This window comes from Paraburkholderia sp. GV068 (assembly GCF_003058125.1).
Taxonomy (GTDB): domain Bacteria; phylum Pseudomonadota; class Gammaproteobacteria; order Burkholderiales; family Burkholderiaceae; genus Paraburkholderia; species Paraburkholderia graminis.
In genome coordinates this window covers 1-21,782 of record NZ_QBUB01000012.1, presented here as the reverse complement: position 1 = coordinate 21,782, position 21,782 = coordinate 1, and the positions used below count along the sequence as shown (strand labels likewise).

The 21,782-nt window shown below is 58.2% G+C and carries 15 protein-coding genes; 11 read left to right on the top strand and 4 right to left on the bottom strand.

Features of this window, described 5'->3' with window-relative positions; translation table 11 throughout:
• Positions 1–71 precede the first annotated feature (71 nt).
• The 4 genes from yidC to rpmH form a co-directional block, all read right to left on the bottom strand.
• Positions 72–1,730: a membrane protein insertase YidC gene (gene yidC, locus C8K18_RS22715; protein ID WP_006050605.1), complete on the bottom strand. Its 1,659-nt coding sequence runs from the start codon at positions 1,728–1,730 to the stop codon at positions 72–74.
• A 30-nt stretch (positions 1,731–1,760) separates the two neighbouring features.
• Complete coding sequence (yidD, locus tag C8K18_RS22710; protein WP_006050604.1) at positions 1,761–1,991, bottom strand: membrane protein insertion efficiency factor YidD; 231 nt, start codon at positions 1,989–1,991, stop codon at positions 1,761–1,763.
• Positions 1,992–2,103: 112 nt separating this feature from the next.
• Complete coding sequence (locus C8K18_RS22705) at positions 2,104–2,601, bottom strand: ribonuclease P protein component (protein WP_006050603.1); 498 nt, start codon at positions 2,599–2,601, stop codon at positions 2,104–2,106.
• A 14-nt stretch (positions 2,602–2,615) separates the two neighbouring features.
• A complete protein-coding gene (gene rpmH, locus C8K18_RS22700) occupies positions 2,616–2,750 on the bottom strand; it encodes a 50S ribosomal protein L34 (RefSeq protein ID WP_004198824.1) in 135 nt (44 codons plus the stop codon).
• 382 nt (positions 2,751–3,132) lie between these two features.
• Here rpmH and dnaA point away from each other — a divergent pair, with 382 nt between their 5' ends.
• The 11 genes from dnaA to C8K18_RS22635 all read left to right on the top strand — a co-directional run bounded on the left by dnaA (position 3,133) and on the right by C8K18_RS22635 (position 21,655).
• Positions 3,133–4,761: a chromosomal replication initiator protein DnaA gene (gene dnaA, locus C8K18_RS22690; RefSeq protein ID WP_029971174.1), complete on the top strand. Its 1,629-nt coding sequence runs from the start codon at positions 3,133–3,135 to the stop codon at positions 4,759–4,761.
• A gap of 236 nt (positions 4,762–4,997) precedes the next feature.
• Complete coding sequence (dnaN, locus tag C8K18_RS22685; RefSeq protein WP_006050601.1) at positions 4,998–6,101, top strand: DNA polymerase III subunit beta; 1,104 nt, start codon at positions 4,998–5,000, stop codon at positions 6,099–6,101.
• A gap of 113 nt (positions 6,102–6,214) precedes the next feature.
• Positions 6,215–8,686, top strand: a complete 2,472-nt coding sequence (gyrB, locus tag C8K18_RS22675) for a DNA topoisomerase (ATP-hydrolyzing) subunit B (RefSeq protein WP_006050600.1) — start codon at positions 6,215–6,217, stop codon at positions 8,684–8,686.
• Between the two features lie 399 nt (positions 8,687–9,085).
• Complete coding sequence (locus C8K18_RS22670; RefSeq protein ID WP_107710079.1) at positions 9,086–9,715, top strand: hypothetical protein; 630 nt, start codon at positions 9,086–9,088, stop codon at positions 9,713–9,715.
• Positions 9,705–10,328 (top strand): hypothetical protein, encoded by a 624-nt coding sequence (locus tag C8K18_RS22665; RefSeq protein WP_053857314.1) that lies wholly within the window; start codon positions 9,705–9,707, stop codon positions 10,326–10,328. The genes C8K18_RS22670 and C8K18_RS22665 overlap by 11 nt, the downstream gene beginning before the upstream one ends.
• Before the next feature lie 835 nt (positions 10,329–11,163).
• Entirely contained in the window at positions 11,164–13,722 is a 2,559-nt protein-coding gene (locus tag C8K18_RS22660) for a type VI secretion system Vgr family protein (protein ID WP_107710081.1), read from the top strand.
• 7 nt (positions 13,723–13,729) lie between these two features.
• Positions 13,730–14,737, top strand: coding sequence for a DUF4123 domain-containing protein (locus C8K18_RS22655; protein WP_107710083.1), 1,008 nt, complete (start codon positions 13,730–13,732; stop codon positions 14,735–14,737).
• A 36-nt stretch (positions 14,738–14,773) separates the two neighbouring features.
• Positions 14,774–17,656, top strand: coding sequence for a T6SS effector BTH_I2691 family protein (locus tag C8K18_RS22650; protein WP_107710085.1), 2,883 nt, complete (start codon positions 14,774–14,776; stop codon positions 17,654–17,656).
• Positions 17,653–18,390 (top strand): putative type VI secretion system effector, encoded by a 738-nt coding sequence (locus C8K18_RS22645; RefSeq protein ID WP_108506361.1) that lies wholly within the window; start codon positions 17,653–17,655, stop codon positions 18,388–18,390. The genes C8K18_RS22650 and C8K18_RS22645 overlap by 4 nt, the downstream gene beginning before the upstream one ends.
• A 71-nt stretch (positions 18,391–18,461) precedes the next feature.
• Complete coding sequence (locus tag C8K18_RS22640) at positions 18,462–18,713, top strand: PAAR domain-containing protein (protein ID WP_107711083.1); 252 nt, start codon at positions 18,462–18,464, stop codon at positions 18,711–18,713.
• Between the two features lie 104 nt (positions 18,714–18,817).
• Complete coding sequence (locus tag C8K18_RS22635; protein ID WP_107711084.1) at positions 18,818–21,655, top strand: T6SS effector BTH_I2691 family protein; 2,838 nt, start codon at positions 18,818–18,820, stop codon at positions 21,653–21,655.
• The last annotated feature ends 127 nt before the right edge of the window (positions 21,656–21,782 follow it).

Below are 21,782 nucleotides of genomic sequence, written 5' to 3'. Positions count from 1 at the left end.
AGCCGCCCGGTTCGTTGAACCGGGCGGCTTCGTTTTTGCGGCTACGTTTGCTGCGTCTTTTCAGACTGGCGTCAGGCCGGCTTTGCCTTCGACTGACCCATCATGCGCGTGATGTAGTACTGCTGCGCGATCGACAGCACGTTGTTCACCACGTAGTACAGCACGAGACCCGCCGGGAAGAAGAAGAACATGACCGAGAACGCGATCGGCATGAACATCATCATCTTGGCTTGAACCGGATCGGGCGGCGTCGGGTTCAGCTTCGTCTGCAGGAACATCGAGACGGCCATCAGCACCGGCAGGATGAAGTACGGGTCTTGTTGCGACAGATCGTGAATCCACAGAACCCACGGCGCGCCGCGCATTTCCACCGACGACAGCAGCACCCAGTACAGCGAAATGAACACCGGAATCTGGATCACGACCGGCAGACAGCCGCCGAACGGATTCACCTTCTCGGTCTTGTACAGTTCCATGAGCGCGGCGTTCATCTTCTGCGGATCGCCCTTGAAGCGTTCGCGCAGCGCCTGCATGCGCGGCGTGATCGCCTTCATGCGCGCCATCGACTTGTAGCTCGCGGCCGACAGCGGGAAAAACACCGCCTTGATCAGCAGCGTGAGCAACACGATTGCCCAGCCCCAGTTGCCAACATAGCTGTGGATCTTTTCGAGCAGCCAGAACAGCGGCTTCGCGATGATCGTCACCCAGCCGTAGTCCTTCACCAGTTCGAGGCCCGGCGCGATGCCTTCGAGCATGCGCTCTTCTTCGGGACCGGCGAAAAGACGCGCGGAGACGTCCACGGTCTGGCCCGGCGCGATGGCCGCAACCGGCTGCTTCACGCCGACGCGGTACAGCGCCGGATCGATCTTCTCGACGTAGATGTCGCGCTTAACGCCCTGCTGCGGAATCCACGCCGACGCGAAGTAATGCTGCACCATCGCGATCCAGCCGTTGTCGGCCTGCTTTGCGTAGTCTTCCTTGTTCTTGTCGATGTCGCCGAACGTCATCTTCTGGAAGTGATTCTGTTCGGTGTAGACAGCCGGGCCGATGAACGTGTGCGAGAAGCGCGGCGTTTCGACCGGCTGGTCGTCGCGCACCAGTTCCATGTACACCGACGGGCTGACCGGCGCGGTGCCGACGTTCTGAATCTTCGTGTCGACGCCGATCACGTAGCTGCCGCGCGTGAACGTGTAGGTCTTGATGACCTTCAGCCCACCCTTGACCGGCGACTCGAAGCTCAGGCTGAACGATTTCTGATCGCCCTTCAGCTCGGTCTGCTGATTCGGCATCAGCGTGTAGATGTCGTTGTGATTCGGGAAATCGCCGCCAAGCAGGCCCGTGCGCGCGAGGTACGTGTGATTGCCCGCGCGGTCGAACAGCGTGATGACGAGATCCGGCTGCTTGCCGTCGCCTTGCTTGACGAGCGACAGCTTCGACAGCGTGCCGCCCCGCGTGTCGATTTCGCCGCTATAGACGTCGGTGCTGAACTTGACGAGCTGCGATTGCGTGGCGGCCGGCGTGTTGGCCGGCGCGGCTGCGTTGGTGGCCGGCAAATCGGCGGGCTGGGTTCCCGGCGTCGTGGTTCCCGGTGCGGCGCTGCCGGCCGTCTTGGTCGGCGTGGCGCTCGGGAAGAACATCGACGGGCGTCCGTGGTCGCGTTGCCAGTTGTCGAACAGCATGACCGCTGACATGAAGAAGATGACCCATAGGACGGTGCGTTTAATATCCATGCGTTGTCTCAGTGTCGATGGAACGGCGCGTCAGCGCTTTTCAGAAGTGGGAGGCGGGACGAGATCGATGCCGCCCGCGGAAAACGGATGGCAGCGGCAAATACGCCTGGCGGCGAGATAAGTCCCGCGCGCGGCGCCATGATACTGGATTGCTTCGCGCGCGTAATCAGAGCAGGAAGGGTAAAAACGGCACCGGTTGCCGAGCATGGGGCTGACGGCAAGCTTGTAAAAGCGCAATAAAGCGATGAGTACCGTTTGCATGGCTCATGCGGCCGGACGGCGCCGCGCAACGTGAAATACCGGACGACGCCCGCTGGCCGTGGCTGCCGAAGCTGTGGCGGCACGAGCGAAAAGGCGGGCGGTCATCTGAACGTCATTCCGTCCTGGGCGCTTCCGCGGGCGGCGCCTGACGACGGGTGATTTCGCGCGCTGCCTTGTCGAGCAGCGCCTCGATTTCGCTGCGGCACAGCGCCTTCAACGGCGGCGACGCGGCGCTCGGCAAAGCCTTCTTGTCAAAGCGCGTGTGCAAACGCAGCAGCACATCCCAACCGCCGAATTCCGCGCGACGCAACCGGAAGGCTTCGCGCGCGATCCGGCGCACCAGATTACGCGTGGCCGCGCGCGGCGCATACTTCTTGCCGATCACGAGGCCGAGGCGAGCGTCATTGCCGGTGGGCCGGCCGTACACGACGAAGTGCGCGGTGCGGCGCCAGGGGCGCAAACGAAAAACGGATGAAAATTCATCCGTTTTCAGTAGCCTTGCGGCTTTGGGAAAGGCGGCTTGCGCTCGCAACGGTACGGAACCCTGCTGCGGCGCCTCTGCCGATTCCGCTTCGCCGCGGTTGTCGCCTGGCACGGACAGAGCGCGCAATCCGCTCGCCTGCCTTAGATGGCGAGGCGCTTGCGGCCCTTCGCGCGACGTGCGTTGATGACCTTGCGGCCGCCAGCGGTCTTCATGCGAACGCGAAAGCCGTGGGTGCGCTTGCGACGGGTAACGGAAGGTTGGTAAGTACGTTTCATGTTGCTCTCACTTGATCGAAAAAAAACCGCGCGATCATCGCTGAAAGCGCAATGGCCGGAGGTTTACTGAATTGGTTTTCGCGGAACCCGCTATTTAAACCCGTTTTTCGTTGACCGTCAATAGTTTAGCCGGTGCGGCGCGAGCGCGCGGCCCGCTTCGGCGGATGATCCGTCCCTGTGGATAACTCCCTTCCGCCTCCGATTTGGCGTTAGAATCTCGCCTTACTTCCCAAAAATATTGCACGCCGCTCCGGCTCGCTTGTCCCGCAAACCCTTGTGGCGCAAGCGCCTGGAGCTGTTACGCCTGGCTGCTCCGGGCCTTGTTGCGTGCGCGCGACGGGGGCTGCGGCGAACCGCGTGCACACCATAACGACAGCACTCGATGAACGAATTCTGGCAACACTGTTCCGCATTGCTGGAGCGTGAGCTCACGCCCCAGCAGTACGTGACGTGGATCAAACCGTTGGCCCCGGTCGCCTTCGACGCCGCTGCGAACACGCTCAGCATTGCCGCGCCGAACCGCTTCAAGCTCGACTGGGTCAAGAGCCAGTTCTCCGGTCGCATCGCTGATATGGCCCGCGATTTCTGGCAGGCGCCTGTCGACGTGCAATTCGTACTGGACCCGAAAGCCGGCATGCGCGCCCCTGCGGCAGCCGCGCCGGCTGCGGCGCGTCCGGCTTCCGCGCCGAATTCCATGGGCGGCAGCGCGGGCAATGCCGCTGCCGTGGACGCGGCCGTTGGCGCCGTGCAAGCGGCGCAGGCCACGCGCGCGAACGGCCCGAACAGCGCTAACAGCGCAATGGCCAACCTCAACGCGAATGCCCGTGCGGCAGCCGAGCACAACGCCAACGCACGCGCGGCGGCCGAAGATGCCGCCGACCTCGATCTGCCGAGCCTCGACGCGAACGAAGCCGCAGCGGCGCGCCGCACATGGCGTCCGGGCCAGAGCGCGAGTTCGAATGGCAACGGCGAGAACGACTCCATGTACGAGCGTTCCAAGCTGAACCCGGTTCTGACCTTCGACAACTTCGTGACCGGTAAGGCGAACCAGCTGGCGCGCGCCGCGGCAATCCAGGTCGCGGACAATCCCGGCATCTCGTACAACCCGCTGTTCCTGTATGGCGGCGTGGGCCTCGGCAAGACTCACCTGATCCACGCAATCGGCAACCAGTTGCTGATGGACAAGGCCGGCGCGCGCATCCGCTACATCCACGCGGAACAGTACGTGTCGGACGTCGTGAAGGCTTACCAGCGTAAGGCGTTCGACGACTTCAAGCGCTACTACCATTCGCTGGATCTGCTGCTGATCGACGATATTCAGTTCTTTTCGGGCAAATCGCGCACGCAGGAGGAGTTCTTCTACGCGTTCGAGGCGCTCGTCGCGAACAAGGCGCAGGTCATCATCACCAGCGACACGTATCCGAAGGAAATTTCGGGTATCGACGACCGTCTGATCTCGCGCTTCGACTCCGGCCTGACGGTCGCCATCGAGCCGCCCGAGCTGGAAATGCGCGTCGCGATTCTGATGCGCAAGGCGCAGTCGGAATTCGTGAGCCTGAATGAAGATGTGGCGTTTTTCGTCGCGAAACATTTGCGCTCGAACGTGCGGGAACTGGAAGGCGCGCTGCGGAAAATTCTCGCGTACTCGAAGTTCCACGGCCGCGAGATCACGATCGAACTAACGAAAGAAGCGCTGAAAGATCTGCTGACGGTACAGAACCGGCAGATTTCGGTGGAGAACATTCAGAAGACCGTCGCTGACTTCTACAGCATCAAGGTCGCGGACATGTATTCGAAGAAGCGTCCGGCGAACATCGCGCGGCCGCGGCAGATCGCGATGTATCTGGCGAAGGAGCTCACGCAGAAAAGTCTGCCGGAAATCGGCGAGCTTTTCGGGGGACGCGACCACACCACGGTGCTGCACGCGGTGCGCAAAATCGCCGACGAGCGCAGCAAGGACGCGCAGCTGAATCACGAATTGCACGTGCTGGAGCAGACGCTGAAGGGCTAGGCAAGGGCTAGGTGGTGGGCGGGAAAATCGACCTGTTTATTTCCAAAGTCGCCCCCAATTTAGTGAGGCGGTTCCTTTTTCAGGCACAATACAGGTTTAACCGCCCGGCGCGGCCGCGGGCGGATTTCACGCCGTGACGGGCGCTGCGTGGCGCCGGCGGGGAGCCACGGCAGCATGCCGGAAATGCCTTGAACGGCTCGAAGGCGCGCAGGCCGTTATATCAACGAAGGAACTCTATGCAACTGGTCAAGACCGAACGCGATAACCTCCTCAGGCCGCTGCAAACCGTGAGTGGCATTGTCGAACGCCGCCATACGTTGCCGATCCTCGCCAATTTGCTGATTACCAAGAACGGCCCCGACGTGTCGTTCCTGTCAACCGACCTGGAGTTGCAGATCACCACGCGCGCCGATTTCGGCGTGGGCGGCGATACCGTGGCGACCACGGTGGCAGCGCGAAAGCTCCTCGACATCCTGCGCGCCATGCCCGACGGCCAGGTCACGCTCACGCTGAACGACAAGCGTCTGACGGTGCAATCCGGCAAGAGCCGCTTCGCGCTGCAAACGCTCGCCGCGGACGAGTTCCCGACCGTCGCGCAAGCTAAAGACTACGGCGCGAACCTTGTGGTTCCCCAAAAGACGTTCCGCCAGTTGCTCGGCATGGTCCATTTTTCGATGGCCCAGCAGGACATTCGCTACTACCTGAACGGCATGCTGCTGGTGGTGGACGGCGACCAGTTGATGGCGGTCGCGACAGACGGCCACCGCCTCGCGTTTTCGTCGATGAAGATTGAAGGCTCGTTTGCGCGCCAGGAAGTGATCATTCCGCGTAAGACGATTCTGGAGTTGCAGCGTCTGCTGGAAGATATCGACGACACGCTGAAGATCGACATCGCGCAAACGCAGGTGAAGTTCACGTTTGGCCAGGTCGAACTCGTGTCGAAGCTGGTGGAAGGCAAATTCCCCGACTTCCAGCGCGTGATTCCGAAGTCGCACAAGAATCAGTTCGTGATCGGCCGTGAAGAACTGCAGCGTTCGCTGCAACGCGCCGCGATTCTGACGTCGGACAAATTCAAGGGCGTGCGCTGCATCATCGAGCCGGGCCAGTTGAAGATCATGTCGACCAACGCCGACCAGGAAGAGGCGCAGGAAGAACTGGAAATCGCGTACGACGGCGACAGCGTCGACATCGGGTTCAACGTCACGTATCTGCTCGACGTGCTCGCGAACCTGAAGGTCGACACGCTGCAAGTGAGCCTTGGCGACGCCAGCTCGAGTGCGCTGATCACGATTCCCGAGAACGACGAATTCAAATACGTCGTGATGCCGATGCGCATCTAACGCGTCCAACACCAAGAACACACCAAGGGGCGCAGCGCCCCTTTGGCGTTTTTATGGTGTTTTGAAAAGTCCCGAGCAGCAACCCAGCAGTAATGCAGAACCGGAAAAAATCCATGACTGAAACGAACAATACGCAACCCGACAACAGCTACGGCGCCTCGTCCATTCAGATCCTCGAAGGTCTGGAGGCGGTGCGCAAGCGGCCGGGGATGTACATCGGGGATACATCGGATGGCACCGGTTTGCACCACCTCGTGTTCGAAGTGCTCGACAACTCGATCGACGAAGCGTTGGCCGGCTATTGCAACGACATCCAGGTGATCATTCACGCGGACAACTCCATCTCGATCACCGACAACGGCCGCGGCGTGCCGACCGGTCTCAAGATGGACGACAAGCACGAGCCGAAGCGCAGCGCCGCCGAAATCGTGATGACCGAGTTGCACGCGGGCGGCAAGTTCGACCAGAACAGCTACAAGGTGTCGGGCGGCTTGCACGGCGTGGGCGTGTCGTGCGTGAACGCGCTGTCGGCGTGGCTGCGTTTGACGATTCGCCGCGACGGCAAAAAGCACTTCATGGAATTCCACCGTGGCGTGCCGCAGAATCGCGTGATCGAAGAGATCGACGGCGTGGCTGTGTCGCCGATTCAAGTGGTGGGCGATACCGAAAACCGCGGCACCGAAGTGCATTTCATGGCCGACGAGACGATCTTCGGCAACGTCGAATATCACTACGACATTCTGGCCAAGCGCATCCGCGAACTGTCGTTCCTGAATAACGGCGTGCGGATTCGTTTGACCGATCAGCGCACGGGCAAAGAGGACGATTTCGCGTTTGTCGGCGGCGTGAAGGGTTTTGTCGAGTACATCAACAAGACCAAGAGCGTCTTGCATCCGACCATTTTCCACGTGAGCGGCGAGAAAGACGGCGTGGGCGTGGAAGTGGCAATGCAGTGGAACGACAGCTACAACGAAAACGTGCTGTGCTTCACGAACAACATTCCGCAGCGCGACGGCGGCACGCACTTGACCGGCTTGCGCGCGGCCATGACGCGTGTGCTGAACAAGTACATTGCCGATCACGAAGTCGCGAAGAAGGCGAAGGTCGAGACGTCCGGCGACGACATGCGCGAAGGGCTTTCGTGCGTGTTGTCGGTGAAGGTGCCGGAGCCTAAGTTCAGCGCGCAGACGAAGGACAAGCTGGTGTCGTCGGAAGTGCGCGCGCCCGTGGAAGACGTGGTGGCGAAGGCGCTCGAGGAATTCCTGCTGGAAACGCCGAATGACGCGAAGATCATTTGCGGCAAGATCGTCGACGCCGCGCGCGCTCGTGACGCCGCTCGCAAGGCGCGTGAGATGACGCGCCGCAAGGGCGTGCTCGATGGCGTCGGTCTGCCGGGCAAGCTCGCGGATTGCCAGGAGAAGGACCCGGCGAAGTCGGAGATTTATATCGTCGAGGGCGACTCGGCAGGCGGCTCGGCGAAGCAGGGACGCGACCGCAAGTTCCAGGCGATCTTGCCGCTGCGCGGCAAGGTGCTGAACGTGGAGAAGGCGCGTTATGACAAGCTGCTTTCTTCGGAGCAGATCGTGACGCTGATCACGGCGCTTGGTTGCGGTATCGGCAAGGAAGACTACAACCTCGATAAGCTGCGTTATCACCGCATCATCATCATGACCGATGCTGACGTGGACGGCGCGCACATCCGCACGCTGCTGCTGACGTTCTTCTATCGGCAGATGCCGGAGATGATCGAGCGTGGGTATATCTACATCGCGCAGCCGCCGTTGTTCAAGATCAAGGCGGGCAAGGACGAGCGGTATCTGAAGGACGAGAGCGAGGTTAATGCTCACATCCTCAAGCTCGCGTTGCAGGGTTCGGAACTGTTGGCTTCTGAGAATGCTACGCCGATTACCGGCGATGCGTTGGGCGAATTGGCTCGGGCTTATTTGCTGGCGCAGGCGGTGGTGAACCGGTTGAGCCGCTTGTATGACGCGGGCGCGCTAGAGGCTGTGATGGACGGGGTCGTTATTGACCTTTCCAGCGAGGCGGCCGCTGAGACATCGGCTAAAGCGCTTGAGGCTAAGCTTCGCGATGATGCTCTGAAGCCCGAGGTTAGGGTTACGACCATGTATGACCCGGTGCGTGAATTGCGCTCGCTGAAGGTCGCGCGGACGCATCACGGCAATCAGAAAATCTCCGTGTTCGATGAAGAGTTTCAATTGACTGCCGACTATCAGCAGTTGGTGAATACCGCGAATACGTTTAAGGGGTTGATTGGCGCTGGCGCCGTTATCAAGCGCGGTGAGCGGAGTATGGCTGTTACTGACTTCAAGTCTGCGATGAAGTGGTTGCTGGCTGATGCTGAGCGGAATATCTCAAAGCAACGCTATAAGGGCCTCGGTGAGATGAACCCTGGGCAGCTTTGGGAGACTACGATGGACCCGACCGTGCGTCGTCTTCTTCGTGTGCAGATTGAGGATGCTATCGCGGCTGATGGCATTTTCACGACGCTGATGGGGGATGATGTGGAGCCGCGGCGGGCTTTCATTGAGTCGAATGCGTTGAGGGCGGGGAATATTGATGTTTGAGCGCTTTCGCGCGACGTCAGAAAGAGGCGAAGCTAGCAGCAGTTGATGGTGGGGCAGTCCGATGGATATCGTTGCGTCGACGATTCGGCTTAAGCGATCCGCGCCAATTGGCGCGGACTGTCTTTGAAACTGCTGGACATGAACGGCATCACAATGATACCCATGACTATTAGCAGCCTAATAAGCGGAAGAACAAGAAGGTTAGTCCAAGACTATTCCTGAGAAATATCGTGTAATCAGCGCGTCAGTTTGCCAAAAAATACCCCCGGCGGATCTCTGCAGGCATTCGATTAATGCGATTAAAGCATTTTGCATATTCGGTGTGAGTGTCCGTCACGGTGTCACTACAGCGAGCCGTTCGCCGGTACTATTCGAACGGTACATCGCGATCACACCGCAATGAAAGAAACTATTCCACTCGAATGCGACCGCTATGCGTTGGCGATCAAAGTACTGGAAGGGACAATTGAACACTACCGCGTAGCCGTCACGCGTCCGCCTGACCGCGGCCGCGTGCGTTTCGTTCTGAATGGAACCAGAATCGATGGCGAACTACGTTGGCTTCATGCTAACTCGCAATCGCTGCGGGAAATCGCCGGCGATCGTGCATCGGTGATGGCCGGCGTCTACGAAAAGATCGATGGCACACATGAACTTGACTGGCTGATCTATCAGGGCCATGCAATCGTCGCGCGGGATTCGAGGCAAGCGCTGACACAGCAAACATGGCGAGAGATGCCCACGACGTTGAAGTTTCTGGGCATGGGCTCGGCAATCGCGGGCCTGATGTTTTTCCTGATGCTCCATGTCCCATACGGGTGGGCTCTACTGTTTGGAGTCGCAGGCGCACTGGCCGGTTCCGTCGCCACATTCGCCCTGGTGATGGGCCTTGGGTCTATCGGCAAGCTGTGGAACTGCTTTCGGCGTCGCCGCGTCCTCGACCTGATGGAAACGGTGATGGCGCGCTATCTTGCCCGATCGTCCGCGCGTGCAGCAGTCGAATCAGACGGTGAATCTCATGTCAGCTGAATTGCCCAACATCAAGCGCATTGAGGGACGTCTAAAGAACGTGGCGCTGGACACATCTACCCCATTCGCTACTACGTCACTCCTTGAGATCGCAACCTACAGATTTGAGATCGCCGGCGAAAAGATGGTGTTCTTCACCAGCCACTGGCAATGGGACTCCGAGCCGTTTCTAGCCGAAGGTGATCGGGCGATCGTCGCCGTGCTCGACGAAGTTACTGTGCCGGGCGGAGCAAGGCGCGTGTACGCGCTGCAGAACGCTGAAGACGATTGCGCCTATGTGGCCCACTATCGGTGGCAAGGGGACGATGCACGGATTGCCGCAACGCGCATTCCGCCGGGGAGCGAACACCGCTACCTGCTCGCGCTTGCCGCGTTAATGCTCGCGCTGTTCCTGGCGCTAGCCGTGCTGCAGCGGAAAGATCCGTCATTTGTCGCGTTCTTCTTTTGTGGAGTACTCGCTGTCTGGTCTGCCGTCGCTATACCGCTTCTTACGCTGCGCTGGCGCTGGAAAGCCGGTTTTCCAACACGCAGGCAACGGATTGTCGCCACTGTTTACGAGCTCCTTGAGCTGGGCTCGCCGCTCGCGCCGAGTCGGGCAATTCACTCGGTGTAGCCACCAAGGGGTGGCAAGCATTTGTCGGGCGGTTCGCTCTCGTCGCCCGTGCGCCACGCGCTTAGTGCTTTCGGTATGTCAGGTGGGTCGTCCGCTACCACTTTGCCATAAATCGCAGATCAGTTAGAACCCGGTTTTGAGTTATACGAAGGTGCAACGCGCACTGATCGTATAACGTGAGATATGTGAAGCCCTCCGGAAGACGTTTTCTAGTGAGCTGCACCATCGACCGATACAGAAAAGGACCATATTCCTTGGTTCAATGCGTCGGAGATCAGTATTTTTGCTCGATTTGAAAGGGCGTTCAAAGTAGATCTATGCACATTACTCGATTGTGCGAGCGCAACCTAGCGGTCAAATGGCGTCGGCCGCATCTGCGCCCTACAGTGAGCGACTAACGGAGATGTGTTTTCGCCTGACCGTAGGGTGCTTTCCGGCGCAGTATTAACAGCAAACAATTGGGTGGCCGGCGGTCCGTCGCCAAGATGCAAGTAAAAAGTTCGCCAGCAACGCGCGTGCCGGGGCCCCTCCGCAATAACTACCGGTTTAACAATTGATTTCCCGTTTAGATTGCTGCTTTCGTCTTACCTTTTGTATTATCGCGGATAATGCTGCGAGCTTCGCCCGTGGCGTCGCGCGGTGCCATTCGCATATTCCATTCGACACCAATGCGGGTCAGCGTTTGGCACGAGTTTGACGCGCTGCGATTGATGCATTAACAGATTGGAATTGCGCCCGGTTGCTTTTAACAGTGAGGTCGGTCTTATGTGATGACCGACGGCAATAACCGGGTGGGCTTTCATCCATAAGAAAGCGAAAAACGAAAGGATTCGCGATGAGCACGCAAGACGGGATAAACGCCATCACGGGCGGATTAATTCAGCAAGACCGCCTGCTTAAACTCGATACGCCGTTGGGGGCGAACGCGCTGGTACCCCAGCGTGCGGTAGGCCGCTCGCGTATTGGCCGCCACTTCGAATTCACCATCGACGTGGTATCCGCGTCGAGCAGCGTCGAGCTCAAGACCCTGATCGCGCAGCCAGTTACGCTGTGGATCCAGCAGGCCGACAAATCATATCTGCCGCACAACGGCTATGTGCACACCGCACGACGTCTCGGTTCGGACAGTGGGCTCACGAGCTATCAATTGGGCTTCGCGTCGTGGATGTACTTTCTGAAGTTTCGCCGCGACCAGCGCATCTGGCAGGACAAGACCGCTGATGAAATCGTGACGGACGTATTCAATGCCCATCCTCAGGCGCATGGGATGTTTCAGTTCGCCTTGTCGCAGCCATTGCCGTCCCGTTCATACTGCCGGCAAGATGAAGACGACTGGAACTTTGTGCATCGCTTGCTGGAGTCGGAAGGTTTGTTCGGTCTCTGGCAACAGGCGCAGGACGGCAAATCGCATACGCTGGTGATCACAGATCGATTGGCAACTGCGAAGGCCATGTCTCCTGAAACGGTCAAGTTCTACCGGGCGGGGATCAGCAGCGAGACTGACGCGCTGACGCAGTGGTCGGGTACGCGCACGTTGCAGAGCACGACGCTCACCACACGCACCTTCGACTACAAAAGTCCCTCCACCCAATTCAACCCGAAAGGCACCAACGTGCCGACCATGCCCAATCAGGGCTCGCTACCGGATCAAGCCGAGGTTTACGAGTACACCGGAGCGTACACCTATCCGAAACAGGAACGCGGAGACCAGTTGTCCAAATTCCGGATGGAAGAATGGGAATCGCGCGCGAAGCGTTTCCATGGCGAAGGTGGTTTGCGAGGGATCGACGCCGGACTGCGCTTTACACTGAGCGGCCATCCCGATCACGATCGGGACGCGGCTGATCAGAGAGAGTTCGCCGTGATCGAGGCCGCGTGGGTAATCGAAAACAACTTGCCGATCGGCGGACCGGCGGCGGGTTTCCCGAACAGCCTGGAAGCGACATTGCTGCAAGTGCGCGACAGCCACACGGGAGTGGGCACATTCAAAGTGCCGCACGCGGATGGCTCGGAAGGGTTTTATCGCGTAGAGATAGAAGCTCAGCGCACGACGGTTCCATATCGCAGCCCATTCGAACACAGGAAGCCGCAGACGCATCTCGAGTCGGCGATCGTCGTCGGACCGAGCGGTGAAGAGGTTTATACAGACGAACTGAACCGCATCAAGGTGCAGTTCATTTGGGACCGCCTGAACAGCGGCGACGAACAGGCTTCGTGTTGGGTGCGCGCGGCACAAGCGGATACCGGGAACGGCTACGGCGGCGTTCACATGCCCCGAGTCGGTGAAGAAGTGTTGATCGATTATGTCGGCGGTGATTGCGACAGGCCGGTTGTCATATCGCGGCTCTATAACGGCGACACCAAGCCGCAATGGCATTCCAACGGTTTGCTGTCCGGCTACAGCTCGAAAGAGTACGGAGGCACCGGTTATAACCAGATGGTGATGGACGATTCCACGGGCCAGAACCGCGTGCAACTCTACAGCAGCAGCGCGAATTCGCATTTGCACCTCGGCTATCTCGTGCAGCACACGAATAACAACCGCGGTGCGTTTCTCGGCAACGGCTTCGATCTGAAATCGGATGCCTACGGCGCAATTCGTGCAGGGCGAGGTTTGTACGTATCCACGTATTCGGCCACGGCCAACCAGCCGCTCGACGTAAGTGAGGCGAACAAACAACTGGTCAGCGCGGAAAGCGTGGTCGAGATGCTGTCGGAAGCAAGTAGCGCAAACCAGGCGGAGAGTCTCGAGGACGGTCAGAATGCACTGAAAAAGTTCACTGATGCCACCCAACACAGCACGTCCGGCAGCAGCGGCTCAGGTGGCCATACTGCCGGCGGTGGCACAGGGAACGCCAACGGTTTCTCGACACCGATCATGCTGGTGGCGAGTCCTTCCGGCTTGGGCCTGTCGACGCAGGACTCGACGCAAATCACGGCCAATCAGCACGTCAATATCGTAAGTGGGCAAAGTACTCACATCGCAACGGGTAAGTCTTTGCTCGCAAGCGTTTCGGAAAAAATCAGTCTCTTCGTGCAGAACGCGGGAATGAAGCTGTTCGCGGCCAAGGGCAAAGTAGAAATGAAAGCACTAAGCGACGAGATGACGCTCGCCGCGCTCAAGGATTTCACGATCACCAGCAGCGAAGGCAAACTCGTGCTATCGGCCGACAAGGAAGTCTGGATCGGCGCAGGCGGATCGTATATCAAGATCACACCCGACGGGATCGAGAACGGGACAGCGGGCAAGATCCTCGAAAAATGCGCGGCATGGGACAAATCCGGGCCCGCGTCGATGCGTATTCCCTCCCCCCTCACTAGCGTAGTGAAGGGTTGTTCGTGGAAGACCGCGGCGGCATCGGCGGACAGTGCGTCTAGCGTCATACTGGACTGAGGCGGCCATGGAATCGTTGAACTATCGCGATGCGAGTGCGCCGCGCGTTGCAGCGCATACGAAAGAGCAAGCGGCTGAAGTTTCGGCCGTTGAGCAGACAGTCCGCGTGCTGAGGGCGTATTTCAGCCAACGTCCTGATATGCATTGTCTCCTTGCGATCGATCCGAGTCGACTCGGTTTCCCGGAGAGTCTGGAACAAAAGATACCCATCTCCGAACAACTTCACGCGATCGTAACAATCGCGCACGAAGCATTTCCTGACGAACACCGTCCTTACCTCGTCGAACTCGATCTCTCAACGCCGGACGGCGTGGACTTGCTGGCGGAAAGCGTGCGCCTTGCGTTCGATGATCGGCATCCGGACTCCATAGCGCAAGGCCTTGGACAACGTGTCGGCGGCTGGCTGGCCAGCAACGGCTCGGCTGACGTCGTCGCCGCACATTGGTCACAACAAGTATTGCAGGCGGATAACCGCGGGCGCCAGTGCGCATTGCGCTTTTACGACTCGCGCGCGCTCAGCCTGCTTTGGCCGATGTTGTCACCCGGTCAGCAGCAAGCACTACTAGGACCGGTGAGCGCTTGGCACGCATTAGATGCGTGCGGCAAGCCATGCATTTACACGAGTACGGATACATCACTAGCCGATCTGACTCTAACCGATGCACAGTGGCAGGCAACTCATCGCCACGGACTGGTCAACCGCGCACTGGGCCTGCATATGCAGGCAACGGGGCGGCAGCCCGATCCGCAAGAGGTCGAGGCGGCAGTCGCTAGCGCCGCTCGTGCGGAGCAATACGGATTAAGCGACCGCGATGACATCATCGCGTTCATCGGCCATGCGCTGGCCTGGCACCCTGTATTCGATCGACATCCAAAAGTGACACGGGCACTGCGACAGAGAGAACCGGACGACTTTTATACGGCGGCTGTGAGCGAACTGTCTCCGGACGAAATAGAAGAAATCCGGCGCGGTAACTGGGTGGACGACAAGTCGCTTTCGTCCGCGGCGCGGTAATCGACGTCAAACCATTTTCAAGCCGTCAGAGTACGTATGGATCCGACCGAACAACACTGCGTTAATTGCAAAAAATCCGGGTTGCCCATCTTGCCTGTGCGCTATACCGTACTCCCGAAAACCGTTACTGCGAAGCTGCCGGGCGGTATGAGCGGTACAGGTGTCACGAACATCGAGCTGCATGAGCATCACTACGGCTTGCGCACATTGCGTGAAGGCTGGCTATACCTGTTTTACGTCAAGGGCGCGCGCGGTAGTAACTACTGGGAGGCGTACAAGGTCACACAAGATGGTCGTTTGTGGAAGCAAACGCTACCTCTCACGAATGCGCCAACTACACATCCCGCCTGCGCGCAAAAGAGCATTGCCGTGCCAATGGACCTCATTGCGATTGAGCAACCGGAAAAATGCACAGGCCGCGTGTACATTGCGTTTTCCGAGATCACCTGGCATAGCGATATCTTCAAACAGTACGCAGACAACGAGACATTGCGAAACAAGAGGATGCAGTGGATCGAGCCTGCGAGATGGATTAAGGGCAGCAAAGACGAAAACGGTCATGCTGTCGTTGCCACCGAAGCAAGTATCGACGATGTGGTCGAGTACATGCCTGGCCTGGATCCGAAACTGTTGGAACCGCAGCGGTTGCTCGACCCAAAAAATGCTGCGCTAAGCGACGAGAGCGGCAATTACAAAGAAGACTGGGTGAGGAAAGAAGCGACGCGGTACCCGCTGTACGTCCGTCAAGCCACCCCTGCGTCGGCGAGTGGTTCGCTCGTTGAATTGATGAACAACGTTGGCGAGACGGAAGACCGCAAGCATCACCCGCCAATGCTGCTGGCCTTGTGGGACGGCATCGGTAACGTGCACGAATTGAACGGATTCCGCAACGATCCCGCGTCGTGGTTTGATCAGTACGTCGCCGAGCGCGCGCTGCAGGTTACCGCGATGCATAACATCGATGCCGCGCACAAGATCGTTCAGTCTCGCATGGAGCAAGCGCTCAATAACCAGGAGAGTATGGCGAGGCAAGCGCATGAAATGACACCGCTTGGCCGACCGGAGGCGCGGACGGCGCTGGCGGCGCAACGCGCCCGAGCGCTAGCCGGTGCTGACGCGGCGCGAGCCAACCAGATCAACGCTTATTACGACGACATGGACTGGATGGCTGCCAACGACATTCCGGGCAGTTATCAAATGCAGTTGATTCAGATGGGACGGATGAGCAGCGCGGGCAGTGCCGGCTCGACTGCGCCTTATATCGGCGCATACCGCGATGATGTCATGAATAAGGCGCGCGCTTATGCGCAGGCGCGCCCCGGATTCCACGATCGCAACGTCAAGGACAGTACGAAGCGTGCGTGGTCGGTGTACGAAGCACGACTGAAACGGGATGACATTGAGGCGTTCCGAAAAAAGTACGAAGACTTGCAGTCGACGGTTTATCAGTTGCAGGAAACGCGCAGCGACGACGTGGGGAAATGGATTAATGCGCCGCTGCTGCTAACGGCGCTCGAAGACTGCCACGCCGGCGACATGCACGATGCGTTGCTCTTCGAAACCATCGTGTCCGACGCCGTTGCCGGTCTGGCGTCCACTCCAAAGGGTAAAGCGGTTGTGGATGGTTTGCTCACCCAATGGGATCCGACGCAGCCGGGCAGCCTGATTTGGCGTGTCGTGGCCATGAATCAGATGGATGCCCGCCAGGAACTTGGCCAGGCGCTGAAGGCCGCACAAGCCCATAAGGCTACGCCGCTAGAAACAGCCTTCGAGGAATTCGTGTCGATTGCGGCTTCCACCAAAAAACTGGTTGGCTACTATAAAAGCCTCGCTCAAACAGCGCTGGAAACCGACCCCAAGAAAATCACGCCGCTCGCAGGGCTAATGCAACGCCTCGGCGCGGATCAATTCGGTATGAGCGTCGGCGATGCGATCTTCGCCAAGTTCAGAGTTAACCAGCTTGGTGATCTTGTCGGTGAAAAATTTATTCAATCGATTCTGTTGCAGCGCGCCGGCGTGCCCTACGAGGACGCTATCGCACTGGTTCGCAAACAGGCTGAGCTCGAGAAGATAAGCCGCCTCGATACAATCAAACGTTTGCTGGTGGCGCGTGCGGCTTTGCGCAGCGCTGCGCCTGAGGGAGCATCTAAAGCAACCAAAGAATTGTACGAAACATGGGACAAGGTAAAGTTAGCTGACGAGGGCAAAAAACCGCTTCTCATGGGACGTATTGCAGTTGTAAGTGCACTGCTGGAAACGGTGAACTTCGTCCATCTTTTAGCCGGGGCACAGGACAAAGATACCAAGCTCAAGCTGATTCAATCTGGCGCGTCTCTGTGCTCGTCGCTTATCACGATCAGCATGACGCCTTACTACGCGGTGTTGAAAAATTCGACGCGTTCCCTGAGCTGGAAGCTGTTGGGGGCAAGCCTGAGCAGCTTTGGTACATTTGTCTCAGCATGGACAGATTGGGAACATGTAGACACGGCAATTGTGAAACACCAGTTTGATGTAGTCGGGGCTTTGGGTATCAAGACGCTTGCAGGCGGCCTATCCGGTACTGCAGTTCTTCTGGACGCCATCAGTACATCAGCTCCGTTGCTTAAGAAGATCGCGTCTCGTTATGGTACGGAAGCAGTGATTGCGGCAGTTGAGGCGGTATCCGAACGAATCGCCGTAATTGCGGGGTTGCGCGCGATCGGTATGTTAGCGGGTTGGGAAGCAACGATCGGTTTGGTCCTGCTACAGCTGCTAGCTGACTGGCTGACACCCGATGCCCTAGAGGCGTGGTGTTCGCGATGCGCTTTCGGGACCGGACGGGAAACGATCTATCGTGTGACGGATCACAGCGTCCCCGTCTACACGAAGAACTCGGAACAAGACAAAGATTTTACGGATGCCATGGCCCAGGTCTCATGAAAAAAACCAAGGAAAAACCCGTCTCCACCGTCCTGCTACGCGGCACCATCGCGAAGCTTGAGCGTTCGCGACGCAGTCACGACTTCGTATTGACGCAGGTGCAGCAACGACAGCTTGGTGCGACCGCCGTCGGTGCTGCAGCGATGGGTATGGGTGCGGCAGGCATCGGACTCGTCAGTATGGCGTCCAACTCGGACGAAGAAGCTGAATGGGTGGAGTTCGAACTCGACGGCAAGAGAATGCAGGGTTGGCTATGGCTATTGCCAATGCGCAATGGCGACGAAGTCGAAGTAGTCGCAGAGAAGCTGGCAGACGATCGATACATCGTCTATTCGGTCAAACGCGATGGCGACGACATAGTAGCGATGTATCCACACGCCACGGCAGGAAGACGGGCGCATTACCGAAGCATGACGAAGATCATGCTGTGGACCTTCTTCATCCTTTATGCAATCCTGGTAATCGGGACCTATCTTAAGGGTGGAATTTCAAGCGATCTGTATGCCTATGCAGTTTCCATGGCCACGATCGGTGTTGGCGGATTTGTCGCATTTGGCATCATCTTTTATCGGGTTTCCCTGAGGCTGATGGGCTTCGTCCGCCTGGCTGAGACAGTTTTTAGGACCTATGGCTGGCCGGACGTGGAAAACATCAACCTTCGCAAGACTTCACGCGAGCACCGCGGAACCAATACCCTCGCGAATTACGGCCGCTATTACTTCCGTTACAAGTAAATCGTTCGTAGACGACGCGATGGACACCAATAGGGTTGGCAATGTTTCACGGTAGGGAAGGAGGCGACTCCATGATGAATCTCATTCGTCTCGATGACGACACTGATCACGGCGGCAAAGTGATCACAGCATCACGGACCATGTCTTTTGACGGCCGATTTGTTGCACGCAAGGGTGACGAAGTCTCCTGTCCAAAGCATGAGGACGTCAAACCCAATGTCATCATCGAGGGGGACGAATCGATGATGGACAACGGTATGCCTATAGCGCGTCATGGCAATCAGGCAACCTGTGGATGCAGGCTGATATCGAGCCTCGTTTGAATATGACGAGTCCGTGATCCCCTGAAGCACAGACTAATCATTGAGTAGCGACGGCGTGAAAGACTCCGACCATTGCGTCCAATAATCGAACACGAAAAATCATCATGGCAACGACCGACCCAAAATGCGCTAACTGCGAAAAGACCGGTTTACCGATCCTCCCGGTGCGGTATACCGTACTGCCGCAGACTGTGGGGGCGAAACTGCCGGCCGGCATTAGCGGTAAAGGCGTGACAGATGTCCCCCTGACGGCGCATCACTACGGTCTGCGCACATTGCGCGAAGGGTGGCTCTACCTTTTCTATGCAAAGGGCGCGCGCGGCAACAACTACTGGGAAGCGTACACCGTAACGGAGGATGGACGCTTGTGGAAGCAGCCGCTGCCCCTTGCCACTGCACCGACGATCCATCCTGCGTGCGCGCAAAAGAGCATCGCTGTGCAGATGGACATTATTGCGATCGAACGCCCGGAAAAATGTGGTGATGTTTATATCGCCTTCTCCGAGTACCCATGGCACAAGGACATCTTCGAACTGTATGCGGGCGACGCGGCACTTCGTGCGCAGCGCATGCAGCGCATCCAACCGGCGAAATGGATTGCGGGCGCACACAATGAGCACGCTGCGGTTGCGACCGAGCAGAGCGTCGATACCGTCGTGGAGTACATGCCGGGCTTCGACCCCAGGTTGCTGCAATTGCCAAAGCAAAAAGTCAGCAATTCGAACGGTAGCGTCAACGCGAATATATTGAAGCACGAAGCGACGCGCTATCCATTGCATATCCGCCAGGCTACACCGGCCTCGGCGAGCGTTGCGCTTGTGAAACTTATGAATGGCGTTGGTGAAATCAAAGGCGGCAAGCATCATCCCCCGATGCTGTTGGCACTTTGGGACGGCATCGGCAACGTGCACGAACTGAACGGCTATCGCAACGACGCTGCCGTTATGATGACACGCTACATACAGGAATTACCCAAAGAAATCGATGCGCTGCAATCGATCGAAGCGGCGGAGGTTGCCGTAAAGAACGGTGCAGTTGCCTCCAAAAGCCGTTGGCGTTCGGCCCGCCAAGCGGGCTGGGAGGCGATGATCAATTCGCCGGGCGCAATGGACGGCATACCGACGATGCTTTCGCCCGAACAGGAAGCTGCCTCACAAAAGAACATAGAGGACGCGGGAAAGATCAGCCCGTCGGAAGCGAAAGAGATCGGCGAGGCGGAGTGGCCGAAATACCTGGATAAGCTTAATAAAGCCCGGTTCCAGCAATTTCGCGGTGCATTCCAATCTATGCAAACCGCAGTGAACCAGTTACAGGCTGACCGAACGGCAGACGTTGCCGCATGGCTGAAAGCACCGCTGCTGCTTGCTACGCTTCATGATTACCATGAAAACGACGTACCTAATGGCACTGCGTTCGAGGGCGTGGTGAACGAGGCGATCAATGGGCTACCTTCAGAAGAGAAGGGAGCTCAGGTTGTAGTCGATCTGGTGAACGACATGGATCCGACACAACCGACAAGTCTGGTGTGGCGGGCCTTCGCGTTCAACCAGAAAGCACCGAAGGTGGAAATTAAGGAATTGCTCGCAAAGGCGACAGCGTATAAGGCGACGCGCGCGGAAGATATCGCGGAAATTCTCGAAAAGATCGTCAAGCCATTGGAGAAGTTGAAAACGTTCGTCGAATTCCGCGAAAAAATGGGCGAAGTCAAGGAGCACCAGTACGCGATCTCGGCTACGGAGCGTGCGGTAAAGAAACTTCAAGTCGACCGGTTGAGCATCACGATCGCCAATGCGCTTTTCAAGTGGACGGGGATGGGGAAAGTAAGCGACTGCGCGGGAGCGTTCCTGATACGCGGTGCGCTGATGATGCGGGTCGGCATTAGCCAGACTGACACTCTTGGCCTGGTGAAGGAATCGGCGAACGTCGAGCCGAAGTTGCGCGCCAAGCTGGAAAGCGGTTACCGTGCGTTGCGGGCAAGGGGCGTAAAAGCTGCGGAAGCATATGCGCAAGCGCTAGAGACTCTCGCATCGGATGAAAGGGGGCTCGTGCTTCGGGCGAAGTGGAACGCTGTCAAGCTGACGAGTGAGGGCGCCGAGGCGGCTGCGGGGATTCGAATCGGCGGGACGTTGGCGATCATCGAGCTGTTTGGCTTTGGTGCGAGTCTGGCGAAAGTCGATAAGAGCGGAGAAGATTATGCGATGCTGGTGGCGAGCGGATTTTCTGCTTCATCTGCTTGCTTGCAAGCATCGAGCAAAGCAATGGCGGCGATGGCAAAAGACGCCGCTCAGACTGCGGCTAATCTGAAGGCCATCACGGGTTATTTTGGCGGCGCATCGGCCGCAATTGGCGCGTTCTTCGACGCGAGAAAAGGTGTGGATCAAGTAAAGGACAGCAAGATTTGTCTGGCGTCACTCTATTTCATCAAGAGCGGCTTGGGATTCGCCGCGACCACCGCTAACCTTTTGACGGCTCTAACATCAAGCGCGCCAATGATAGCCAGAATTACCGGTGGACGCGGTGTCGTTTGGCTAGGAAAGGCAAGTGCTGGTATTGCCGGAGCGACCGCAAGAACTGCCAGCCTCGCAACAGCCGCCGAAGGAGGTACGACCGCAGCTGCACGGGCTGCCGCAGCGAACGCAGCGGGCCGGGAAGCAGTCGGTGTGGCAGCGGGCGAGGTGGTTGTTGCCGTCGGCGAGCGCGGTGCGTTGCTCATGATAGGACGGGCGGCACTCTTCCTGGCTGGCTGGGAGGTCGCTGTGGTAATCACCGTGATACAAGTTCTGATCTGGTATTTCTCGGATAACGATTTGCAGAGCTGGTTTGAAAAATGTACGTTTGGCAAGTCGCCGAATAGTCCTCCATGGGAAGCGGGCAAGCAGCATGAAGAATTTGAAAAGGCACTCAAAGGCGTTGGGTTGACGGCAAGCGAGGGCTCGGAATGACTATCGAAACAACATCGCCGGCGCCCGCAACATTGCTGCGTGGCCGCATCGCCAATTTGCGTAAAACACGTCGCAGTCAGGACTTCTTCTTTACCGACTCCGACCGAAAGAAAATGGGTGCAACGGC